The sequence below is a fragment of the Ezakiella massiliensis genome, from assembly GCF_059862345.1.
In genome coordinates this window covers 1-22,512 of record NZ_JCBCEO010000003.1, presented here as the reverse complement: position 1 = coordinate 22,512, position 22,512 = coordinate 1, and the positions used below count along the sequence as shown (strand labels likewise).

Below are 22,512 nucleotides of genomic sequence, written 5' to 3'. Positions count from 1 at the left end.
ATTAGAGATTGTAAAATACTTGTAGTGTGTCTGTATTTCCTATGAAATTGTAGTAAATATCAATTGTTTGGGTGATTTCTCCATTCACTACTTCTTTTTCGTGAACATAGATTTTTGATATGAGTTCATTTAAGGTTTCTTTGTCCAGCTTCTTTATATCCTTATGTTTTTTTATGAGTTCAATCCATTTTTTGACATTAATATCTTCAAGATCCTCTTTAACAATCAATTTTTGATTATCTTCTATTCTTTGGTTTAGATAATCTTGTTCTTTTTGTGATTTTTCAAGAATTTTTTGGAAGTTACTTTCACTTATCTTGTTCTCTAGCCAGTCATCATATAGTCTTTCAATCTTTTTAGTTAAGTCTTCCACTCTTATCTGATCTTCATAAATCTTATCCATAATAAATTTTTGTTCTTCTTCATTATCAATTTCTCGTGATTTTTCAAGTGCTTTTATGATTTCTTTTTCATCTTTTAATGCTATTTCTGCATTTTTTCTAATATCTTTAAGCACTATCTCATAAAGAGTATCGTAATAAATTCTATGTTGACTACATAATGACTTTCCGTATCTTCTATAAGTGTTACAAGTGAGTAACTTTTCTCTTTTTTTCGATTTGTTTCTTCCAAGATTTAAAGATTTTCCACAATCGGGACATTTCACAATGCCTGCAAATATACTTTCTTCTCCATTTTTAAATGGTCTTCTCCTGCTCTTTAATTTTTCATTTGCTATATTATAAATATCTTCAGAAATAATTGGTTCGTGTGTATTTTCTACTATTATCCATTCCTCTTTAGGTTTATCGGATAACCAACCTACTTTGAATTTATAATTAACTTTTTGACTAGCAATATGACCAATATAAACTGGGTTTTCAATAATTTCTTTTAGGGTTGTGCAGTCCCACCAATACTCTCCACTATCTACGGTCATTTCTAACTTAGTTTTTTTATTTCTAAGTCCTTTTTTTCTATTCCACCAGGTAGGTGTAGGTATTTTTTCTTCAAAAAGTCTTCTTCTAATTGCTTGTACTCCATAACCACTAAAAGCAAGATCAAAAATTTTTTCAACAATCCATGAAGTTTCATCATCGATTACTAATTTATGTGGATCTTCATTGTCTTTCCTATATCCTATTGGAGCAAGACAACCAATAAATTTTCCTTGCCTTGCCCTTGTCATATAAGCAGATTTCATCTTTTTGGAAACATCTCTTGAATAAAACTCGTTTAAAACATTTTTAAAAGGAACTATTTCGTTGTTTTCTTGAAAGGTATCTACTCCATCATTTAAAGCTATATATCTGACATTGTTCTTTGGGAAGAAATTTTCTGTATAGTATCCAGTCTGCAAATAGTTTCTTCCAAGCCTTGATAAGTCCTTAGTGATGACTATATCCACTTTTTTATTTTCAATATCTCTAATTAGTCTTTGAAATGATGGTCTATTTGTATTTAATCCAGTATATCCATCATCTATATATACATCGTAAATACTCCAACCTCTTGATTTTACATAGTTTTCTAAAAGTTCCTTTTGGTTTTGTATGCTGGCACTCTCTCCTTTCTGCTCATCATCTTTAGATAGTCTGCAATAAATTGCAGCTTTGAATGAAAAGTGATTTGAATTTGTTTGTATCATTTCCTATTCCTCCTTGTTTGAGTTTTCAGAAATAACACAACTTTCTCTAAAACTATTTTTATTATAGCACTCTTTTTTATTACTATCAATATTATATTTGTTATACTCAATTTCATTGATCTTATTTAATTTGCTTGATTTTTTTATTAATCTTAGAAAAGCGTCTGTGTCTGTTCTTATATTATCATAATTTCTTTTTACAATGTATTTTGTTTGTCTTTTTGTCATAGCTTATCCTTTCATGCAATAAAAAAAGGCGATTAGATTTTTAATTTTCTAATCGCCTTTTAAGTGTCATATTTATATTTTTATTATCTCTGGCATACTTTTATACCTTTTTAGACTTAAAGTCTTTAATAGTGGCTTTCCACCTCTTTTTACTTATAAAGATTCGCCTACTTCATAGTTCATTTTTTTATTCCCTCCTTGATGTCTTAGTTTTTCTTTGTCTTCTTCATACCATTTTAAGATTGTCGCATAGTGGTTTTGATAGGTCTTACCACTGCTTTCCATGTATCTGGATAGTTTATTTATCATTATTTCTGTGTGTGAGTTTAGTTTTTCTTTTAGATTTTTATATTCTTCTTTGCTTAACCTTACATTTTTGAATTCTCCATAAAAGATGGGGGTGGACTGTTCTCCTCTCCCCTTATCTATACTAACCTTATCTAATCTACCCTTATCTATACTGGGTTGACCACTTGACAACCTTTGGTTAACCAGATGACAACCAACTTTTTCTTCTGAAATATATGCTCCATTTTCCGTCTGATAAAGCTGTTGTTTCTGCTCTATATACATTGTTGGCTTATATCTGTCTTTTCTAATAAAGTTATTTATCTTCCAATGAGTAATGACGATAATTCCCTGATCAAAGACTATCACAAAGCCTTTCGCTATAAGTATTTTCAAGTCATCTTCATTAGCTCCGATAATTTTGATGATTTTCTTAGGATTATTTACAAAACCGTCATCATCTGCCCTCATTGATAAATGAAAATATAGGCATTGACTACTTAGTGGCATATCCAAAAATAAGTCGCTATCCACTATCTTTAGTGAAAACATTCTTTTATCTGCCATGCTCTCCTACCTTTCTTCAAATAAAAAAAGACGATAGTTTTTACTTCTACCGCCTTGCGTACATTTATTATGTTTTTAAAATTTATTTTAGTTCGTTTTCAATTTCTTCTATGGTTGGTAATGCTCCCTTTAAACTTTCAGGAATTAAGTTTTGTAGATGATATTCTGAAATTCCAATAGGCTCTCTTGAGCTTTCAGAAGCATATTTTGCCAATACATTATCCTTTGTCTTACAGATTAAAAGACCTATTGTTTGATTATCCCCATCTCCCTTTAATATATGATTTACAGATGTTACATAGGTTCCAAGTTGTCCTATATCCGCAGGTTTAAATGCGGAAATTTTAACCTCCACAACTACATAGCAATGTAGCTTAATGTTGTAGAATAACATATCAATAAATTCTTCTGAATTTCCAACTACAAGTCTATATTCTCTGCCCACGAACGAAAAACCTGTCCCTAGCTCCAATAAGAATTTTTGAATATTATCCATCAAAGCGTCTTTCAATTCTTTTTCATCATAATTTTGCCTTATAGATATAAAGTCAAAATTATACGGATCTCTTGTCATTTCATTGGCTAAATCACTTTGTGTAGCAGGCAAATTATTTGTGAAATTTGTTATTGCTTTTCCTTGTCTCTCAAATAGATCTGTATCCAAGAAATTTAAAAGCACAGCTCTACTCCAGCTATTTTCTAATGTTTTAGATATAAAGAAAAATGCTTTATTCAAATTTCCCTCACATCTATCCATAATATATCTTTGATGTCCCCATGGGATACTAAAAATCATATTAAAATCTCCACCGACTTTAGATATTTGTAAATCGTCCACAAGCTGTGGACGATTTAATGGCGAATACATTTCATAAAATTTTTTCATATATTTTAAATTAGTAACAGAAAATCCTTTGACATTGGGAATTTCATTTTTTAAATCCGAACTTAATTTTTTATAGAATCCGCTACCCCATCTGCTTTCTGCCTTTAAGCTAATAATTTCTTCTCCTAAACTATAATAAAACTTTAGCATTTCAGAATTAACCGAAACTGCTGCTTTAAGTTGTCTGCTTGTATATGATTTTTTTATTTTCTCAAGCATTTTTATATATTCACTATCTCCTATAATAGCTAAATCTTTTTTATCCATTCTAATCACTCCAATCTAATTCTTTATTTTATTCTATTTCTTGCACCAATGGTGGGAGTTTTAATCTTTTTATCACAATCAGCTTACAGTAAACAAGCTCATTTTATCATTACACATTTAGTTTAATTAATGTGATTATACCAAAAATGTTAAATCTTTTCTATCTCTCCCTCTCTCTCTTTATCTATCTCTATATCTTTCTCTATCTCTATCTCTTGTCGGACATGGGTTGGACTAATTAAGGACAATGTCCTCTGTTTATTTTGTCTGTGAAAAATTCCTCTTTTAATTTTATCCAATAATATCTTTTGTTTGTTGCCATATCTGCTCCTTTCTTGATTTTCGATAATCGAAATTCTTGATTTCCGATTTTCGGAAGTCTTGTTATTATAGTTATTTAAGGGTGTAACTTTTCGTTACTCCCTTTAGATTTCTCTGGTCATATCTTTTTTGTTTGGTTTTACTTTTTCTTTTACTTTCCTTTTGACTTTCTCTTTTGTCTTATCCTTGTTCTTGGATAGGTCTTTGTATTTCTTTATTTGCTTTAGGATACTTTCTTTTTCTTTTTTATTTTCTTTGACTATGACTTGCTTAAAGGCATATTCCATTACTTTTATGTCTTTGGCTTGGAAAAATACTTCATAGTTTTGGGTTTCTTTGTTTTTCATTACTGAGAAACTTACTCCAAGTTTGTTTAGTTCTTTTTTTAAGTCTTTGAGATCGCTTTGATCTACGCTTATATTTTCTAGTTGTCCTTTCTTGTAGAGGTCTTTTAGTTTCATTTCATCGCCCATAAGGCTTTTTAGGTTTTCATTTGCTTTTTCTAAAGTATCATTCATCTTTTTTCTTATTTCTTTGTCTAAGTTGATTGATTCTTTTGCTGCCTTTATTGTGTATGTTATTATGGTTTGTGCTGCTTGACCTGCTTCTTTGCTTATTTCTTCGTTTATCATGCTTTATCTCCTTTGTTTAAATTAAAAAAAGGGAAGTATAGGCTTTAATTTTTCTATACTTCCCTTTGTTTGTTTTTATTTGGTTATTCTTGGTGGTGGAATGCTTTATTTTGATGTTTTTATATCTTTCTTAGGTATTTGTACCTTTTATACTTTTAAATAGCTTACAATACCTTTCCACCTTTAGTAGTTTATGTGTGTTCTTTTGTCTGATAGATAGTTTTTCATGTTGGAATATATAATTTGTATTTCTTCGTTGTTCATTGCTTTTATTTCTTCTGTGCTTTTATATGTTTTGTATATTCCATCTTGATCTGCATTTATGAGTTCATCTATTAGCTCTTGCCTTTTATTCATCTCTATTACCTCCTAGACCTGTCTTTATTTTCTTGGTCATATTATAGCTTGGATAAGATATTTTTACCAGGTCTTATCTTTCTTGATTTTTGTAATAGTCTTTAGTCATTTGTCTTTTTTTATTAAACTTATCACTGTCTTGCTTATATTCTTTAATCTTTTCTATGATACTTTCTTTTTCTCCTCTCTTAATTGCCTTGTCAATTTCTATTGATAGGTCAATATCATATTCTCTATTAACTACCTCTACTGCATATTTGATATGATTTATTTCCTTGTATCTTTCCCTTATCTTTTCTGACTCTGTATTTAATTTACTGATTTCATCTTCTAAGTTTTTGATTTCTCCTAACCATTCTTTTTCTCTTAAATTTTTCTTTCCGCTGATTTTTTCAATTAAGGTTCTTGCCCTTATATGTTGGTCTATTTCCTTTTGATTATTCTTGTAGAAGCTTTCTTTGAATATTTTCTTGCTTTCATATTCTTGGTAGGTTGCTTTTGTTTTTCTTACAGTCTTTGCATAGGCTAAACATTTGTTAAGGTCTTCTATCTTTTTACTGTTTTCTTTTATAGTCTTATATATTTCAGAGTTTTTACTTCTTAGGGTGTTTATATGCCCTTGTAGGTCTGATATGGTTTTTATTTTGTTTTCTCTTAGATAATTTATTCCACTTGCATATCTTTTTAGATCATAGATTGCTTTGTTTCTTTTACCATAAAATGATAATTCAGCTCTATTATTTTCTTGCATTTCTTGATAAAAGCTTAAATATTCATAGAGGTTAAAGAGTCCTGATTCATTTTCGATTTGCTTTTTACTTTGGTATTTGTATTCTCTATATGATTCTTTTAGCTTATCTTTGAAGTCTGCTAACCAAGATGTTATTTTCTTTATTTCATTGCCTATGTTTTTTAATAGTTCATTCTGTTTTTTTATTTCACGATTTATATCTCCTTTTTCCGTGCTTATTCCTTTTCTTTCCATTGCACTAGCACTTGCTCCTAGATGTATTGTTGGTATTTGTTTTATGCCTTGTCTTTTAAAACTCCTATGGTCTACTCTTTTTTCTATATTATTTTTTGCTAGGTATTCGTTGCAAAGGTCTGAAAAATTTTCTCTCCATTTTTCTACATTACCTTTATCATTCCAGGTTGTTAGTTCTATTTTTCTTGTCTTTGGTTTTCCATTTTTGTTTAAAATCTTTTTCCCTTTTTCATCTAGGATATATTCTTTTTTGCTTTTCTGCCCCCATGTTCCATCTTCATTTATTGGTCTTACTATGGTCATTATATGAGCATGAATGTTTTGATTTCCCTCTCTACTTTCATCATGGATTGCTAGGTCTACTATCATTCCCTCTTTTACAAAGTTGGTTTGTATATATTCTTCTAGCATCTTTTTATTTTCTTCTATGCTTAATTCTTTTGGTAAGGATATGATAAAGTTTCTTGCAAGTTGGGCATTAGAGTTTTTCTCAAATAGTTCTACCGAGTTCCACAAGGTTTTTCGGTCTTTATATTCTTTTGGTGCGTGATCTGGTAAAAATATTTCTTTGCTAATTACTCCTTGTTTTTTTGTATAATCATGGGTTACACCGTCCCATTCATTTTTTATTTTTTCTCCACTTATATATGCTGCACTTGCTACTGCACTTTTGCCTTTTCCTCTTGATATTATGTTTACTGAAAAATGAAAACTGTCTGCCATTTTTATCACTTCCTTTCTTTTTTGGTTGTTTTAGGTGGAGGCTTAATAGATTTTTATATCCACTTTGTGAATGAGCGTTTTGAAATGATAAGATAGAAAAAGCCGACTACTGAATTAATTTTTGTTGTTTCAGTATGTCGGCTTAATTGTTTTGTTCATTTCAAATTTTAAAAGTCAAGGGCGAGCGTTAGCGAGTTTATTTACCCTTGACTTTTAAAAAGCGAATGGTTGTTTGCTCCCTGCAAGGGTTTAGCTCCGCAGGACGCAAGCACCCTTTAGGGTGTATAATTGCGCCCTTAGAAAATCTAAGGGAGATTTGGTTATTTTATTTTTCTAATTTTCTCTTATTATTTTTAGTGTTTCTTTTATATCTCTTTTTTCTTCCATAAGTCCTCCTTTCCGCTTTTAGACAAAGAAAAAACAGTAAACCTTTTTTGATTTACTGCTTTCGTGTTAGCTTTTATTGAATTGTTAGTTTAGTAAGATAAGAATATCCTACTTGCAATACTCTTTTATTTTATCCTCATATTTTTTTATAAGTTCTCGTGAATAAACTTTTTTGTTTTTTGAATCTCTAACTTCTTTCCAAAGAATGGAGGCTACTTTTAATTTATTAGAGTAGTTGTAACTATTTTCGTCTGCACAGAAATCCTTTAAAAATTTATTCCATTGACAAACCGAATTATCATACTTAGCATAATTTGATTTCCCATAATAAACTTTTAGCATATCTTGAATTGTAAAACTCAAATCATTTTCTCTTTTTACTTTTCTCCAAGCAGTAGCCATATCAGCAGTAAATTTAAATGGCGAAACATCTGTTAAAATTGAGAAATACTCTCTGAAATGTGTGTTAAAGGAGAACCCGCATTCAAGTAATGGAGTATCTAAGGTAATAGTTTCTACTTGTTTCTTTTCATTTTTTATTGATGACTTTTTAATCAAATCACCCTTAAAGTACTGTTCAATAATATAATTGAGTTCCTGTTTTGTACCTCTGTATTCTAATCCTAATGACTTGCATATCTGTGAAAGTTCTTCATGATACCAATAGTATTTATTAAACTCATAAAACGATGTGATTTTATCAAACTCAGGTCTACTTTCTATCAATATTTTATCTCCTTAAACCAATTTACCTAATGCGTTTCCCAATTTTCATTTTCTTACGCCATTCTGGTGCTATTCCATCATCAGACCAATATTCATCCATTTCTATAATCAAATCATCCTTAAGATGGATAAAGCTTACTACATGAAAAGACTCACTATTATCTCTTGGAAAGACTCGGCAAGCCAGAATAATGGTATTTGCATTTTCTTCGATTCGTTCTATTTCTCCATTCCAGTTTCCTGGATATTCACAATTTGCTTTTATATACTCATCTAAGGTAAATACCTCATTTGTGCAATGCCATTTTATAACGGCATTTTTTTGAAAAAGTTTCCTAAGTTCTTCTGCATCTTGTGATAAAACTGTTTTGAAAAATCTATCTATATCCATAGTAATCACCTTAAAACCAATTCACTTTTTCATCTCTAAACAATGGTGTTTCACTCTCTTTGTAAGGATTGTAGTTATTACAATTACAGCCAAACTCTTTCAATGCTTTTATCTTATTATCGGCTGTCCAAACAATCAAAGAAATACCGTCAAATTCTTCAACTTTCCCCTCATTCATTTTATTTTTGAAGTGCCATTCTACAATAGTTTGATTATCCTTATGAAAAAATTGCTTTATATCCCAAGTAAGCACTTTTCCTCTTGTATTCCATTCATTAAACCAGTGCTTTACTGTTTGACAATTTTCATACTTAGGACTCCAGCACTCAATATAAATTACATTATCTAAAAAAATATCATCTATACCTAAGTCTTGTTGTGTGAGCCACATATCAAACCATAAACGAATGATTTTTTCTCTTTCATTCATAAATTTAAAAACCTCCAAAATCAAATAATTATATACAATTATACCATTTTTTCACTTAGTTTTATAAATCTAACTCATTCCTCTTTACCTGTGATAGTCGTTTTGCTTGTTCTAGTAAATGCTCTATGCAAGTCTTAACTTTATCTGCTTGCTCTACTTATTTTCGTATTTCTAATATTTGATTGTAAAGGTTATTTTTATCTTTCCTCATATTGGCAACTTTTGATTTCCGTTTGAATATATTTAAGATCGTGGTTTCTCTTAAGTATTCTTTCAGATATTTCTTGAAACTTTCAAATAAAATAAGTTATGCAATATACTAATCTTCCTATTTATTATTTTAATTTTCTCTCATTATTTTTAGTGTTTCTTTAAATTCTTTTGTCTTTGTTGCTTCTTCTAGTAGAATTTTTATTTCTTCATCTGTTAGTTCTTTTGCATTTTCTATAAGGCTTTCTAAGATTGCTCCTCTTGTTATTAGCCTATGCGTTCTTTCTTTTCTTCTTTTTATTATGTCTTGTTTTAATATCTTCTTTTCTTGATTTTTTAGTTGCCTTAATCTTTCTTCTGTATCATAAATTTTATCTTTTATTTCTTTTGACTCTTGTCTTATTTGTTCTAATTTTTTCACATAAAACTCCTTTCTTAAAATAAAAAGAGATAACATTTCTGCTATCCCTTTCAAAGTTTAACTATTAAAAATATTATATTATCATCTCTAAAGTCAGATATGAAAAAAGTGCCTAAAATTATAGGCACTTTAAGAAATTTGACTCAATCTTTTTATTCATATACTCCACTTTTTTTGAAATTATATTGTTCTTATTAAATCTATAGTCGGTCTGTCTAGAATTCTTTTTAAAGAAAAATTATAGATTAGTAAGTTGATTGCGTATACTACAATAGAAAATCCAAGAAACAATTTATAGTCATAATATCTTATTAATATATTAAGACTTAAATTAGGTGCTATACGAGATATTACAAGCATGACCCCTAATGTGGTTATTCCCGCAACAATAAATGATTTTATTTGCTCTTCTATAAACTCTTTTCGATAAATATTCTTTAACTCATCCACGTCCATACCGCATGAATAAAGGCTGCCAATTTCTTTCTTTCTACTCATAAGACTTAAATTAATGGATGAATAACCATTTGTTACATTAAGAATAAAAATAATGAAAGCCATCGCAAATGCGACTTTCTTTAAAGATTCTAGATCACTTTTTCGATTCATTTCAATATCTGCTTTTGTGTTAATATCGTACTTTTCATTTGGCATTATCGATTCTCTTATCTTATTATCCAAATAATCCTTTACATTTCTCATCTCTGTGTCTTTTACATTCATATTTAATACATACGGAGCATTAATAAATTCTGCATCTTTTGACTCATCCATAAGTTGGAAGAAGGTATCGAAATCTGTGTAGATTTTTACATAAAATGGTAAAGTTATTGAATCATAGTTTCCCAAATCATCTATAGTTTTAGAAATTTTTATACTTTTTTGAAAATTCTCCCCTATCTGTAAGTTTATATCTTTCGGATTATTAAAATATGGTATTTTATTTGCTTTAGCTACTGGAGTGTTTGGGTTTTCTTGTACCATATTATAAAGAATAAATTCTCCCTTACTTGCCCCCAATTTACTAAAGTCTTCATCTTCTAAAGCTATAAGCATCCCATTCAACTGGCTTGAATGACTCTTTTTCAAATAATACTCTAACTTTTGATCTAGAGACATGTTAATAGCTTCTTTGGACAATTCTAAATCATTATCTACCTGAATATAACTTTCTTTTGAAATATAGGACTTATCATTTGGAATTTCTTTTTCAATTTCTTTAAAAACTTTAGGAACGCTCCTATTTTCACTATAGTAACTAGCTATTACATTGTAGCCTGAATCATAGTAAGAAAAATCTCTGTTATATTTAGTCACTGTAATAATAATGACTAAAACAGAAATTATAATGACACCAATAGCAGAAATATAACGCTGTGATTTAATACTATCAAGGTTGTTTAATTTTAATTCTTTCCATAAATTCCTAGATCTTTTTTTCTTAAAGCTATCAAAGTTTAAATTTCCCTTTATACCTTCAATAATAGGTATTTTTGAAACTTTCTTTGCTGGTTGAATAATAGAAAATACTACTACTAAAAGAGCTACTGTAACAATCGCTAGGCTAAGTAAAGGACTGAAATAACTAGATACTAGTTTTCCTACCCCTTGATCAATCTCAAGATGCCTAAACAATTTTAAGATAAGACAGTATCCAAGGATATGTCCAATTAATATAGGTAGAACAGATAGGAAAATACCTTCTTTTAATAGTAACAAGTATATCTGAAAGTCCGTAGTGCCTATAGACTTATATACAGAAAGTTCCTTGATTTTCCTAAAAGCCCACACCTTGAATATATTTTTTACAAAAAATACAAATAGTAATATAGCCCCTATTACAGAAAGAATGGTTCCTAATTCAGTTAAAATATTATGGGGAAAGTCATACTCAACACCGTAATAATCTATTAAATTAGAATTGAAAGTTAAGGGAACATCTCTACCTAATTTTTTATTGATTTCATTTTGTAGATTTACTTTGTTATCATAAGCCTTTTCAAAAGAATTAAACTTTAAAACTACTTTGCCTGGATCCTCTTCATTTTTCAGTGCTAAAGCATAATTAACTCTACTATATTTATTATAGACATCTCCATAAATTCCAACCAGCTCAAAGTCTTTGCTAAAACTAAGATTGTAAGACTCCTTATCAGTAAAAGTACTTATGGCATCTATCTCTTTACCCTCTATTAGTCTATGCCCAAAATCAAGCTGTATTTTATCTCCTAATTTTAGCTTATTTTTTTCGACTAGACTTTTCGATAATACTATTTCTCCATCACTTTTAGCAAAGTGTCCTTCAAGTAAATCTGAATGCTCTCTCATTTTATTTATATCATTATCTTGATAATTTACGGCAATCAAATCATTCTTGTACTTTGCCGATTCAGGATTTATGGACATTTCACCTACAAATTCTATATTATTAATATCTTTTATTTTTTCAATATCATTACTTGTTAAGTTCCCTTCAAGTTCTGCATCATAAAAATTTACGGTCATGAAACTTTCATTATTATATTTAACAATTGTATAACTATAATAAAAAACCACAGTAAAAAACAAACTTACAATAAATAAGGAAATAAAAATAGGAAAATTCTTCTTATTCATTTCTTTCAGCTCCTACAATTTTTCCATCTACTATTGTAATGATACGATTAGCTTGTAAGGCTATTTCTTCGTCATGGGTGATTAAGATAATCGTCTGTTTCATTGTTCTATTGAAGTATTTAAAGATTTCTATAATTTCCTTAGAATTTTTTCTGTCCAAATTACCTGTTGGTTCATCCGCCAATATGATAGATGGATTATAGATAAGACTTCTCGCTATGGCAACTCTCTGCTGCTGACCTCCTGAAAGCTCACTTGGAAAAGAGTCAAGTTTACTTTCTATACCAAGTTTTTTTACTATATCTGAGAATTCATCTTGATTGATTTTCCTTTTATCAAGTTTTAATGGAAGTTCTATGTTATGACGAACTGTTAAGTTGGGAATCAAATTATAAAATTGATAAATTAGTCCGACTTTTCTTCTTCTAAAGTAGGCTAATTCTTTTGAGGAATACTTTGAGATGTCGTTACCATCTATATAAACCTTACCATCATCTGGACTATCCACTCCTCCTATGATATGTAGGAGGGTTGATTTACCAGACCCACTTGGTCCAACAATGGCGACAAATTCTCCTCTTTCAATTTCAAGGTTGACACCGTCTAAGGCAATGACCTTAGAATTACCCTCGCCGTATTCTTTTCTTAAATTTTCTACTTTTAATATTTCCATACTTTCCTCCTTAATTTAAGGTAAGTATATAAAAGTAAAGTGATTTTTAGGTGACATTATAAAATTTTATTTCAAATCTTGCTCCATCATCTGTATTTGAAACGTATATGTCCCCATTGTTTTTTTCTACAATTGTCTTTGCCATGGCAAGTCCAATTCCAAAACCATTTGAGTCGGGGGTTTTATAAAAGCGTTTAAAGATTTTTTTCATATTCTCTTTTTCTATTCCTCCGCCATTGTCTTCAATGATTAAGCTTGTATAGAGAGGATTTTTGTATGATGAAACCACGATTTTATCACAAATCGGTCTATTATCAGCATTCTTGATAATATTGATAAAAGCTTCTGCTAGCCAATAAAAATCTCCACAAATACTATTTTCCCTTAAAGTCTCTTCTATTTCTACATTGGTAAATTTTTTAAAATTCAAACTATCCAAAGAATAATCTACTAACTCACCTAAATTAACTTGTTCTTTTTTCATAAGATTTTTGTTAGCATCAAGGCTTGATAGTTTAAGTAAAATATCTGATAGAGAATTTAATCTGATAGTTTGTCTTTTTAAAATCTCTATCTCATCATTATTTGGAAAGTTCATCTCCAAATTTTCTATGGAAAAAAGCATAGATGTAATAGGAGTTTTGATTTGATGGGCGATGTCTTCTAGGTATTCGATTTGCTTTTCGCTATTTTTTCTACTTGTCTCCTTGGCTTCTACTATTTCTATAAAAAGCTTATAAATTTTATCTTCCAAAATTGAAAAATCATCTTGCTTCATAGGAATTTTGTAGTCCTGATTTTTCATATTTTCTATCAGATCTATAAGCTCATTTATCCTGTCTTTCTTTCTTTTTTCTAAGAAAGAATAAAGTAATCCTAAACTTATTATCCAAAATATATACATCATTTAATCCATCCTATAGCCTATTCCCCTGACGGTTGAAATGACTTTTTTATCAAGTTTTTCTCTAATTCTTTTAATAGTTGATGTGAGAGTATTGTCGTTTACAAACTTATCCCTATCTTCCCAAAACAATTCAAGAAGTTGACTTCTGGTATAAACCCTGTGGGGATTTCTAATAAATAAGAGCAAAATTTCATATTCTAGCGAAGTTAAATCTACTAGGTTTCCCTTAAAATAAACTTTTGACTGATTTAAATCTATTTTTATATCCTTATAAGATATATTTTTATCTTGTGATATAGGTATTGTCCTTAAAACCGCATCAATTCTTGCCCTTAATATGGCAAGGGAAAATGGCTTTATTAAATAGTCGTCTGCTCCTTGATCTAGGGCGGCAATTATAAAATCTTCATCATTTTTAACAGTAGTAACTATAACCCTTATGTCCTTATCTTTTAACTTTTTAATCAAATGTTGACCGTCTTTATCTGGTAGATTTATATCAAGTAGTGCCACATCAGTGTCTACATTCATCATATAGGTCGCTTCGTAAAAAGATGATGCAAGCTCTACTTCATAACCATTATTAACTAAATACTTTCCCATTTGTAAAGCAATTTCTTTATTATCCTCTATAATCAAAACACTCTTCATTTTAACCCTCTCATACATTAACCTTTGAAATCTATTAAAAAATTTTTTTCATACACAATAGCTATACTATGGCAGCACTTATGACCGCAACATAAAACCTGCCCTGCTTAGATCAGCTAATTTATTTCAATGTAGAGTCATTAACGTTTTTTATCAATTTTCAATCTTCATTATAAAAATTAAACTGGGATTCATAACAAACCCCAGTTTTATATTAGCGTGTTCTTTAATATAATTTTGATCCTGCTGGAATATTATCATCTAACATTATTAAGTTAAGTTTTTCCTCTCCATCGTACTCACAAATTGCAGATATAATCATTCCTTCTGAGTCGATTCCCATCATCTTACGAGGAGGAAGATTACAAATTGCAAGTAGTGTCTTTCCAATTAAGCTCTCTGCACTGTAATATTCCTTAATACCAGATAAAATAACTCTTTCTTTTTCAGAACCATCATCTAATGTAAATTTCAATAGTTTTTTTGACTTTGGAACTTCTTCGCAGTTTTTAACTTTTACAACTCTAAAATCAGATTTTAAGAATGTATCAAAATCAACCATATGTTCAAATAATGGCTCTACTTTAACTTTTGAAAAGTCAATTTCTTCTGTCGTAAGTTTGTCGTAAGTTTCGTAAGTTTCTTTTGATAAATCCCTATTTTCTGCCTTTTCTAAGCCTATTGGCTTCATTTGTTGGGATTATTGCTACATCATTCATATTTTTAGGCAAATACCAACATCTGGCTTATCTGAATATCCCTTAAAGCCTAATTGATTAAAAGTGGTTATTTGTCCAGTACCTTGATTGATGTTTTCTTCAATTTCATCAAAGCCTAATATTTCTTTTGCATAATCCCTAACTTGATCTTCTGTCCTTAAAGTCATTTTCTATTCCTCGTCACTAAAATTATCTTCAAAACTAATAATATCATTAGGAGTGCAAGATAGAGCCTTACATATTCTTTCTAAATTTTTAAATGTAATTGGTTTATCCTTGCCCATTTGTGCCATAACATTTGTTGTTAGTCCTGCCATAGCTATTACATCTGTTTTCTTTAATCCTTTTTTTGCTAACTGTATCCATAATGGTTTATAGTTTAATGCCATAATATTCCTCTTTTTCTCTTCATTAGATTTATTTAATTATAGCATAAATATTGATTTCATTCAAGCTTACATTGATTTAGTGTTTTGTTTTAGAGAATTTGTTGTGTTATTCCGTCCTTATTTTGCCATAAATTGCTTAATACCTTGAGATTTAGCACCAGATAGTGATAGGTAATCCTTTGATGTTATCTCCGGATTTTCCCCCACTTCACACCGTGCATGCGACTTTCACCGCACACGGCGTTCCATCACAAGAAAGATTTTCACGTTTTAACTAAGACTTACACACTTCGTAACAAATTATTTTTTTCTCTAAATTAGTGGCAGTTCTGCCATTTTTCTAAGCTTATTACATTTCTCAATCTGCTTGACTGTTAACCCAAGCTCTTTTATATATTTTTGGATCGTATCTACTTTTGTTGCATGGATGAGTATATGAACTGCTTCTGTAACAAGAATTAAGTTGCTATAACTGTCTGTACCGCCTTGTTCAAGCGGTATCTTGTGATGGCAATGTATATCGTTTGGTGTAAGTTTTACACCTGTTACCCCACATCTGCCATATTGAGCTGCAAAGAGCGAAATTCTGTTGTCTGCAAACTCTATACTCTTATCAAGTACAGGATGTCTCATCAACCAAACAAGTGTATCTACATCAATTTGCAGATTTTTATGAATAAAAGCTCTGCCCTTTACAGTGTATTTATTTACAACCTTTTTCTTGTGTTTTGCGTCCTTTGTCCTAATATATCCAACTGGAATTAGCGGATGTCCATTAAGGAAGCGAAGCTGTTTACTTTTTCCATATTTTTCTTTGATAAATCCTTTGTTTAGCGTTCCACTGGTTTTAATATCAAGTCTGTTGTTCATCTGCTTTTTAATGTGAAAGGCTATTTTAGCAAAGTCCAAACTTACATTTGTTGCTATTTGGTAGTAATTATGCAAGCCTGAAACAGTGGCATTATACTTGGCTATTGCTTTGTACTGTTCCTTTTTGTTTGCAGGTCTTTTTATATCCGCAACACATTTAGAAATATCTTCTTTTGCATTTTTCAGTGCCTTATCACTTATATGCGACTGTACAACAAACTTTTTGCCTTTTGGTTTAACCTTCAGCTTGAAACCTAAGAACTCCGAATACTTTTGTTTTAGATTTGTTATTTTAGATTTTTCTTCACTTACATTTAGTTTTAATCTGTCTTGCAACCATTTTGTAACTGCCTGATAGGTTCTTTTTGCATCGTAGTAATTACGGCAAAATATCTTAAAATCATCAGCATACCTTACAATGTATATTTCTTTTAGGTTGCTTGTTCTTAAAGCTCTGTAAGTATGGCTTTTTATCTCTGTTCCTTGACTGTTCGTTCTCTGTTTATATGGATAATGCGTAGGCATTGTCAGCCATTGAGATGAAACCCACCAATCTAATTCGTTCAAGACTACATTAGATAGTAGCGGTGATAATATTCCGCCTTGTGGTGTTCCCTTTGTTGGTGTAATTACCTTTTTATCGGGCATAACTATGTCTGCTTTAAGCATTTCCTTAATGATACAAAGTAACTTTTTGTCTTGGATTCCTAAATTCCAAATCTGCCTTATGAGCTTTGCATGATATACGTTATCGAAAAATCCTTGTATATCAATATCGACTACATAGTGTAAGTGCTGTATCTGCATTAGTCTCGCACATTCTGCAATAGCGTGTTCCGTACTCCTGTTAGGTCGAAACCCATAGGAGCTGTCATGAAACTTGGCTTCACATATCGGCTCTAATATTTGCAAGATACATTGTTGTACAATTCTGTCTACAATAGTCGGTATTCCTAAAGGTCTTATTTTCCCATTAGGCTTTAGTATCTCCACTCTCTTTACAGGGCGTGGTTTATACCAATGAAACTGTTTTTGTATGAGAGAAATGTATTCTTCTTCATTTAGCCTTGATAGATGTTTTATTGTTCTACCATCTACTCCGGCTGTATGACTTCCTTTGTTCCCTTTGATACTGCGATAGGCAAGTTTTATATTTTCTCTTGAAGTTATCAACTCCATTAAATTTGAAAATACTTTATTCTTACTGCTATCTTCATATAAATCATCAAGGACTTTTTGCAAGTCATAGTATTCCGTATAACGGATTTTGCTTTGTTTCAGTGTTTGTTTCGAAGTGGACACAGTCACCATCTCCTTTCGGATTTGATTTTCTTTGTCATACTCGAAGCTGTGTTTGTCTTAATTTCAGTTCTTGTACTTTCCTGTGACTGGTGGCTATCCCTCCACGAACTTATTATTTCCGCTTCATAGGTACTGTGCCACCGCTTTCACCAAGATAAAGAACGGTTATATGCTGTTTTTACAGTCATTTTCCCATTCAACACTTCTTTAGCATTAGACTGCTTCCGTGTTCTTGGCTTACCACGTTCCGACAATCTTATCATTGAATACGTTTAGGTTCTTCCTCTAAGCCTGTGTTTAGTTTTCACCATATCGCCTGTAACGATATATGGATTTTTATAACAACCATTCTTACTCATCCACAAACACCCCATCTTTGATGGGAATTGCCGTTAGGCAAATTCAAACGTTTAGACTTGTACATTCGGAAGTACGTCAGTGCTTTGGTATACACATTCTCACCATGCGTATTCGACACCCGACATATAGGTAGCACCGTCCACCTCTGAACAGCTTTCGTGTCTGATGTTAATATCAGTCTTACGGCTACTCTCTGCCGACTTCACCGAGCTTTTGACAATGAAATAGTCTAATATTCATTGCCAATCGGAGTATCAGTGTAGGCATTTCAGGGCGTTACCCCGTCATTCTACCTATCAGATTGCCAGTTCTCCTAAGTTTTGAACTTTCGGTCCTTCGACTTAGTGCATAAGCTTTTCACTTATGAACGTGTCGCACGGTTATCATTACCATAACCTTCCATTAAGTTAATAACTCCCCATGCTCCTAAACCTGCACCAATTGCAGTTACAAGTGTCTTTAAAACTCCAACTCCAGCTGTAAAAAATTCCATATTATTCCTCCTCGTTTTCTTGTCTTTTTTCTATTTTGTTTAGTGATTTAACTATAAAGTTCTTGTAGATCTTATCTCCTTTTTTGTTTTCTTTGAAATATCCAAAGACATGGATTAGATCCCCTTTTTCAAATTCTTTTACAATTTCTACCTTTTCTCCATATACTGAGCAATTTGTATATTCTTTGCCCTTTCCATAATTTTTAACAAGAGCAAAATTTGCTACTTGAACACTTTCTCCATCTTTTTCAAATTCTGAAAATTCAGCTTCCTTAACTAAATTTGCATTTATATTTATCATTTCTCTATCCATTAATTTCTTCTCCTTAATCTATAAATTCCAATTAAAAAAGCGACTGAATTTATATTTCAATCGCTAAATGTCTAATATATTAAATTATTTAAGTGGGGCTTCTTATCCTTACCATTTTTACCTCCTAATTTTGAGTATAAAAAAAGCAGTAAACTTTATAATTACTGCTTTAATAAAATATCCTATATTATTAATCATTAAATGAACAATCTCGACAAATACCACCTACATCTTCTCGCCTATCCTTAAATCCCTTTCCACATTTAGAGCAAATAAATGCATAATCATTATTGTAATTCTCCTCTTCTAAATAAGAGTCATCGTAGTCTTCTTCATTTTTGTTTATAGAATCTTGATCTATCTGAATTTCAATTATTTCAATATCTGTATATTCTTTATCATTATTAATATAAAAAGAATCTTCTTCGATATCATCTTTATTAATTAATCTTGTGACATTAACTATGACACTTCCACTAAATTCTTGTTCTATTGGTGGTGATTGTATGACTTCTTTTGTATCATCATCACGTCCCCAATAATCAAAGGATACACAACTTAAATTTATTAAATATTCTAGCTCATAAGTTATACTAACAATCTCGTCTGTAAACTCTTCATAAGTATCTAATATCTCATTGAATTCACAATTATTTATATCTAATTCTTCAATACCCTCACTTCCAATAACATACGATTCTAGATAATAATAGTTGTTATTATAAATACTGTCAACTATATCATTAGAAATATCTTGTTTTACTCTTTCTACATATGACACATCTTTTCTATTTAAATCTACATAAACATTAAAATCATATCTATCATATACTTTTGAAGCGAAATTCTGAAACATTCCTGTTGTTAAAAATTCAATATTTACATTTGGATTTTTTTCTTTAAATTCACTTAATAATTTATCGTGAACTACTAAATTATCTTGACTATCCTTACTCCACCAGTCTTCTTTTATATCATTCGTAATAAAAATAATATCTTTTACTGATTTTTCAACTGGTAAATCTAATATCTCTTTCCAAACAAATAAATCTCCAAATTTTTCAACTCCATCTTTATTAATGTCCTCATATCCAGGCGGAATTTTATATTTATACCTAAGTTCACCCTCTCTAATAATTTTTAATTGTTCACTAAACCTTATCCTATTACCTATCCTATTATTTTTTTCTAAATATGAAATAAGATTATCTATATCTTTAATTATTTCAGGAGAATCTGTTGTTATTTCATCATATTCAATACCAACACTATTTTTATAAGATTTGATTATTTGTTTTAATTCAACTAACTTGTTATTTAAATCATTCTCCAAATTTTTTCTTCCAAAATAATTATATTTAGATGATTTAATCAAGACACTCTCTAAATTTTTTTGACTCCTTTCAATTACTCTTAGTAAATCTTTTTCAAAATTTTGATACTTTTTTTTCAATTGTCCGAATACGCTATATTTATTTTTATTAAATTCTTTATACACTTGATTCGGAATCCATATTAAATCCTTACACTCCTTGAAAATTTCTAATATGTTTTTGCTACTGTATAATGAATATCGAGCTAAGTCAAGTATTACATTTGTATCTAATACTATTATAGAGGTTTTTCTATTTATTATTTTTTTAAATTTTTCATAATTCAATTAAAGCACCAACCTTATTATTTAATTACATTCACAAAATTATTAAGTTTTTTCCATTTTCTAATCTTAGTCCTAAATGTTCCAAATGGTGCTACTGTATTTACATGGATAAATTTATATACTTCCCAAGTTGCAGTTTTTGTTGCTTCATCTGCCCATTTTCTCATATGTGGTTTAAATAATTCTTCCTCTGTAAGATTATCTATCAAAGAGTAAATATCTTCTATATTCTGTGATAGTTGTTCTTTTAATTCCTTTAACGATTTATGAGCATAGGTATCTGTAAACCATTGATACAATTCTCCAAGTTGATTCCACTTAAATTTGTCAGATGGCGTTTTAACCTCAATTCCCTTTTTTTCATCTTCTTCCCATTTCAAAACTAAAGTTGTCCAACCTACTTGATAGGCAAGATTTTCAGCTGGTGTCCTATCAACTTGATCTACTCTTTTATCTTTTAATTCTTCTGGGATATTATCAAACTCTGAAATATATTTTCCAAAAGTTTTCTTTATCTCATTTTTTAATTCTTCCTTACTTTCATAAGACCTCATATGCCTACCTCCATGGTTTATATAGATATTATACCAAAAATATTTTTATCCTAGGCTTAATTCATAGTCTTGTAATCAAACTGTTCCTGTTTATTTTTATTTTATCTCTATTTGTTAAATACTCTTCCACATCAAACAAGTTCTTCTTATCATAATCTTCCAACAACTTGTAATTCTTATGCTTTGTAATATCAAATTTATCAGATAAGAAAGGTCTTACTCCTCTTAGCTGGTATATACACTTACCACCATCCATTACAGTTATTTCATCTTGGCTCATAAGTTCCTTACCAGTTTTTTGATAATTTAGACCAAAAGATTTTTGGTTGGATCTTGTTTCTGATGTGTTATATAAGTCTATGGTTTCTTTTCCTAAGGTTTCTGATAATTCTTTTACTGTTGTTTTTTCTTTCCCTCCTAAAAAGAGTGTAGAGTCGCAGTTACCAACTATTGTATCTGCATGGTCTTTATAGATTGCTTTTAATTGAGATTGTGCTTGTAGTATTATACTTGCTGATATTTCTCTTGAACGAATTGTTGCAATTAATTTTTCAAATTTAGGAATTAAGCCAATATTTGCAAACTCATCAAGTAGACATCTTACATGAACTGGAAGTCTTCCACCATATACATCATCTGCCTTATCACATAGTAGATTAAATAATTGAGAATACATTATTGAAACTACAAAGTTAAAGGTATCATCTGTATCTGATATTATTACGAATAAAGCAGTTTTTCTATCTCCAATTTTATCGAGTTCTAATTCATCTTCGCTCATTAGTTCTCTAAGCTCTCTTATATCAAAAGGTGCAAGTCTCGCTCCACAAGATATTAGAATTGACTTGGCAGTTTTTCCTGCTGCCAACTTGTATTTCTTATATTGCTTAACTGCAAAATGACTTGAATCTTTCTTTTCAAGAGCTTCAAATAGCCTATCAATTGGGTTCATATAGGTTTCATCATCTTCTCTAACTTCACTTGCGTCAATCATATCTAAAAGTGTCTTAAAGTTCTTTTCTTCTTCTGGTGCTTCATAATATATATAACCGATAAGGGCAGTGTAATATAACTTTTCAGCTTTTACCCAGAAATCTTCTCCTGCCTTTTCTCCATCTCCCTTGGTGTTAGCAATTATGGTTTGAACAAGCTTTAAAATATCTTTTTCACTTCTCAAATAAGCAAAGGGATTGTATTTCATGGATTTTTTAAAGTTTATTGTGTTTAAAATCTTTATGTCATATCCATTTTCATATAGCATTTTTCCACACTCTAACACAAGTGTGCCTTTAGGGTCTGTTACTACATAGGAAGAGTGCATTTGCATTAGATTTGGCTTTACATAAAATCTCGTTTTACCTGATCCAGAACCACCTATTACTAATACATTTTTATTTCTAGCGTATTTAGGATTTTTAGGTCTTGAGTTCATTGTTAGTCTTTCGGTATTAGTTATAAGAACATTGTTTTCAAACTTAGGGTCAATGTATGGAGCAATATCCTTGCTTTCTCCCCATCTTGCAGATCCATATTCCTTA

At 30.3% G+C, this 22,512-nt stretch carries 22 protein-coding genes and 4 pseudogenes; all 26 read right to left on the bottom strand.

Annotated elements, in window-relative coordinates; all coding sequences use genetic code 11:
- Position 1: 1 nt before the first annotated feature.
- The gene (locus AC6FXG_RS04980) at positions 2 to 1,648 is read right to left on the bottom strand and encodes a recombinase family protein (RefSeq protein WP_500571820.1); all 1,647 of its coding nucleotides are present in this window, start codon (positions 1,646 to 1,648) and stop codon (positions 2 to 4) included.
- A gap of 3 nt (positions 1,649 to 1,651) precedes the next feature.
- Positions 1,652 to 1,876, bottom strand: a complete 225-nt coding sequence (locus tag AC6FXG_RS04975; RefSeq protein WP_500571819.1) for a hypothetical protein — start codon at positions 1,874 to 1,876, stop codon at positions 1,652 to 1,654.
- Positions 1,877 to 2,029: 153 nt separating this feature from the next.
- Positions 2,030 to 2,731 (bottom strand): replisome organizer, encoded by a 702-nt coding sequence (locus AC6FXG_RS04970; protein WP_500571818.1) that lies wholly within the window; start codon positions 2,729 to 2,731, stop codon positions 2,030 to 2,032.
- Between the two features lie 82 nt (positions 2,732 to 2,813).
- Positions 2,814 to 3,884 (bottom strand): PDDEXK nuclease domain-containing protein, encoded by a 1,071-nt coding sequence (locus AC6FXG_RS04965; protein ID WP_072536768.1) that lies wholly within the window; start codon positions 3,882 to 3,884, stop codon positions 2,814 to 2,816.
- A gap of 149 nt (positions 3,885 to 4,033) precedes the next feature.
- Positions 4,034 to 4,156, bottom strand: a pseudogene (locus AC6FXG_RS04960) (phage replisome organizer N-terminal domain-containing protein); the annotation flags it as partial.
- A 153-nt stretch (positions 4,157 to 4,309) separates the two neighbouring features.
- Positions 4,310 to 4,837 carry a PcfB family protein gene (locus AC6FXG_RS04955; protein ID WP_500571817.1) on the bottom strand — a complete coding sequence of 176 codons (528 nt, stop codon included), beginning with the start codon at positions 4,835 to 4,837 and terminating at the stop codon, positions 4,310 to 4,312.
- A 183-nt stretch (positions 4,838 to 5,020) separates the two neighbouring features.
- A complete protein-coding gene (locus AC6FXG_RS04950) occupies positions 5,021 to 5,194 on the bottom strand; it encodes a hypothetical protein (RefSeq protein WP_500571816.1) in 174 nt (57 codons plus the stop codon).
- 73 nt (positions 5,195 to 5,267) lie between these two features.
- The gene (mobQ, locus tag AC6FXG_RS04945; RefSeq protein WP_500571815.1) at positions 5,268 to 6,902 is read right to left on the bottom strand and encodes a MobQ family relaxase; all 1,635 of its coding nucleotides are present in this window, start codon (positions 6,900 to 6,902) and stop codon (positions 5,268 to 5,270) included.
- A 495-nt stretch (positions 6,903 to 7,397) separates the two neighbouring features.
- Entirely contained in the window at positions 7,398 to 8,015 is a 618-nt protein-coding gene (locus tag AC6FXG_RS04940) for an SAP domain-containing protein (RefSeq protein WP_500571814.1), read from the bottom strand.
- 22 nt (positions 8,016 to 8,037) lie between these two features.
- Complete coding sequence (locus AC6FXG_RS04935) at positions 8,038 to 8,406, bottom strand: nuclear transport factor 2-like protein (RefSeq protein ID WP_500571813.1); 369 nt, start codon at positions 8,404 to 8,406, stop codon at positions 8,038 to 8,040.
- Between the two features lie 10 nt (positions 8,407 to 8,416).
- Positions 8,417 to 8,836: a nuclear transport factor 2-like protein gene (locus AC6FXG_RS04930; protein ID WP_500571812.1), complete on the bottom strand. Its 420-nt coding sequence runs from the start codon at positions 8,834 to 8,836 to the stop codon at positions 8,417 to 8,419.
- A 61-nt stretch (positions 8,837 to 8,897) separates the two neighbouring features.
- Positions 8,898 to 9,143 (bottom strand): annotated as a pseudogene (locus tag AC6FXG_RS04925) (hypothetical protein); the annotation flags it as partial.
- Positions 9,144 to 9,176: 33 nt separating this feature from the next.
- Positions 9,177 to 9,467, bottom strand: a complete 291-nt coding sequence (locus AC6FXG_RS04920; RefSeq protein WP_019035171.1) for a DUF3847 domain-containing protein — start codon at positions 9,465 to 9,467, stop codon at positions 9,177 to 9,179.
- A 180-nt stretch (positions 9,468 to 9,647) separates the two neighbouring features.
- Complete coding sequence (locus AC6FXG_RS04915) at positions 9,648 to 12,083, bottom strand: ABC transporter permease (RefSeq protein ID WP_500571811.1); 2,436 nt, start codon at positions 12,081 to 12,083, stop codon at positions 9,648 to 9,650.
- Complete coding sequence (locus AC6FXG_RS04910; protein ID WP_500571810.1) at positions 12,076 to 12,756, bottom strand: ABC transporter ATP-binding protein; 681 nt, start codon at positions 12,754 to 12,756, stop codon at positions 12,076 to 12,078. Before AC6FXG_RS04910 ends, AC6FXG_RS04915 begins: the two co-directional genes overlap by 8 nt.
- Before the next feature lie 46 nt (positions 12,757 to 12,802).
- On the bottom strand, positions 12,803 to 13,663 hold the full coding sequence (locus tag AC6FXG_RS04905) for a sensor histidine kinase (RefSeq protein WP_500571809.1): 861 nt from the start codon (positions 13,661 to 13,663) through the stop codon (positions 12,803 to 12,805).
- Positions 13,664 to 14,314, bottom strand: a complete 651-nt coding sequence (locus AC6FXG_RS04900) for a response regulator transcription factor (protein WP_500571808.1) — start codon at positions 14,312 to 14,314, stop codon at positions 13,664 to 13,666.
- 226 nt (positions 14,315 to 14,540) lie between these two features.
- Positions 14,541 to 15,027 (bottom strand): annotated as a pseudogene (gene metG, locus AC6FXG_RS04895) (methionine--tRNA ligase subunit beta); the annotation flags it as partial.
- A 2-nt stretch (positions 15,028 to 15,029) separates the two neighbouring features.
- The gene (locus tag AC6FXG_RS04890) at positions 15,030 to 15,200 is read right to left on the bottom strand and encodes a hypothetical protein (protein ID WP_186821655.1); all 171 of its coding nucleotides are present in this window, start codon (positions 15,198 to 15,200) and stop codon (positions 15,030 to 15,032) included.
- Between the two features lie 3 nt (positions 15,201 to 15,203).
- Positions 15,204 to 15,422 (bottom strand): helix-turn-helix domain-containing protein, encoded by a 219-nt coding sequence (locus AC6FXG_RS04885; RefSeq protein ID WP_001207345.1) that lies wholly within the window; start codon positions 15,420 to 15,422, stop codon positions 15,204 to 15,206.
- A 312-nt stretch (positions 15,423 to 15,734) separates the two neighbouring features.
- Entirely contained in the window at positions 15,735 to 17,594 is a 1,860-nt protein-coding gene (gene ltrA / locus AC6FXG_RS04880; RefSeq protein ID WP_500571807.1) for a group II intron reverse transcriptase/maturase, read from the bottom strand.
- A 724-nt stretch (positions 17,595 to 18,318) separates the two neighbouring features.
- Positions 18,319 to 18,447: pseudogene (locus tag AC6FXG_RS04875) on the bottom strand (Maff2 family mobile element protein); the annotation flags it as partial.
- Position 18,448: 1 nt separating this feature from the next.
- Positions 18,449 to 18,760, bottom strand: a complete 312-nt coding sequence (locus AC6FXG_RS04870) for a single-stranded DNA-binding protein (RefSeq protein WP_013669752.1) — start codon at positions 18,758 to 18,760, stop codon at positions 18,449 to 18,451.
- Between the two features lie 190 nt (positions 18,761 to 18,950).
- On the bottom strand, positions 18,951 to 20,420 hold the full coding sequence (locus tag AC6FXG_RS04865; protein WP_001105422.1) for a PIN-like domain-containing protein: 1,470 nt from the start codon (positions 20,418 to 20,420) through the stop codon (positions 18,951 to 18,953).
- Between the two features lie 17 nt (positions 20,421 to 20,437).
- Positions 20,438 to 20,974, bottom strand: a complete 537-nt coding sequence (locus AC6FXG_RS04860; protein ID WP_001258251.1) for a ClbS/DfsB family four-helix bundle protein — start codon at positions 20,972 to 20,974, stop codon at positions 20,438 to 20,440.
- Between the two features lie 61 nt (positions 20,975 to 21,035).
- Positions 21,036 to 22,512 (bottom strand): VirD4-like conjugal transfer protein, CD1115 family (locus tag AC6FXG_RS04855; protein ID WP_500571806.1); only part of this gene is annotated, 1,477 nt, incomplete at its 5' end.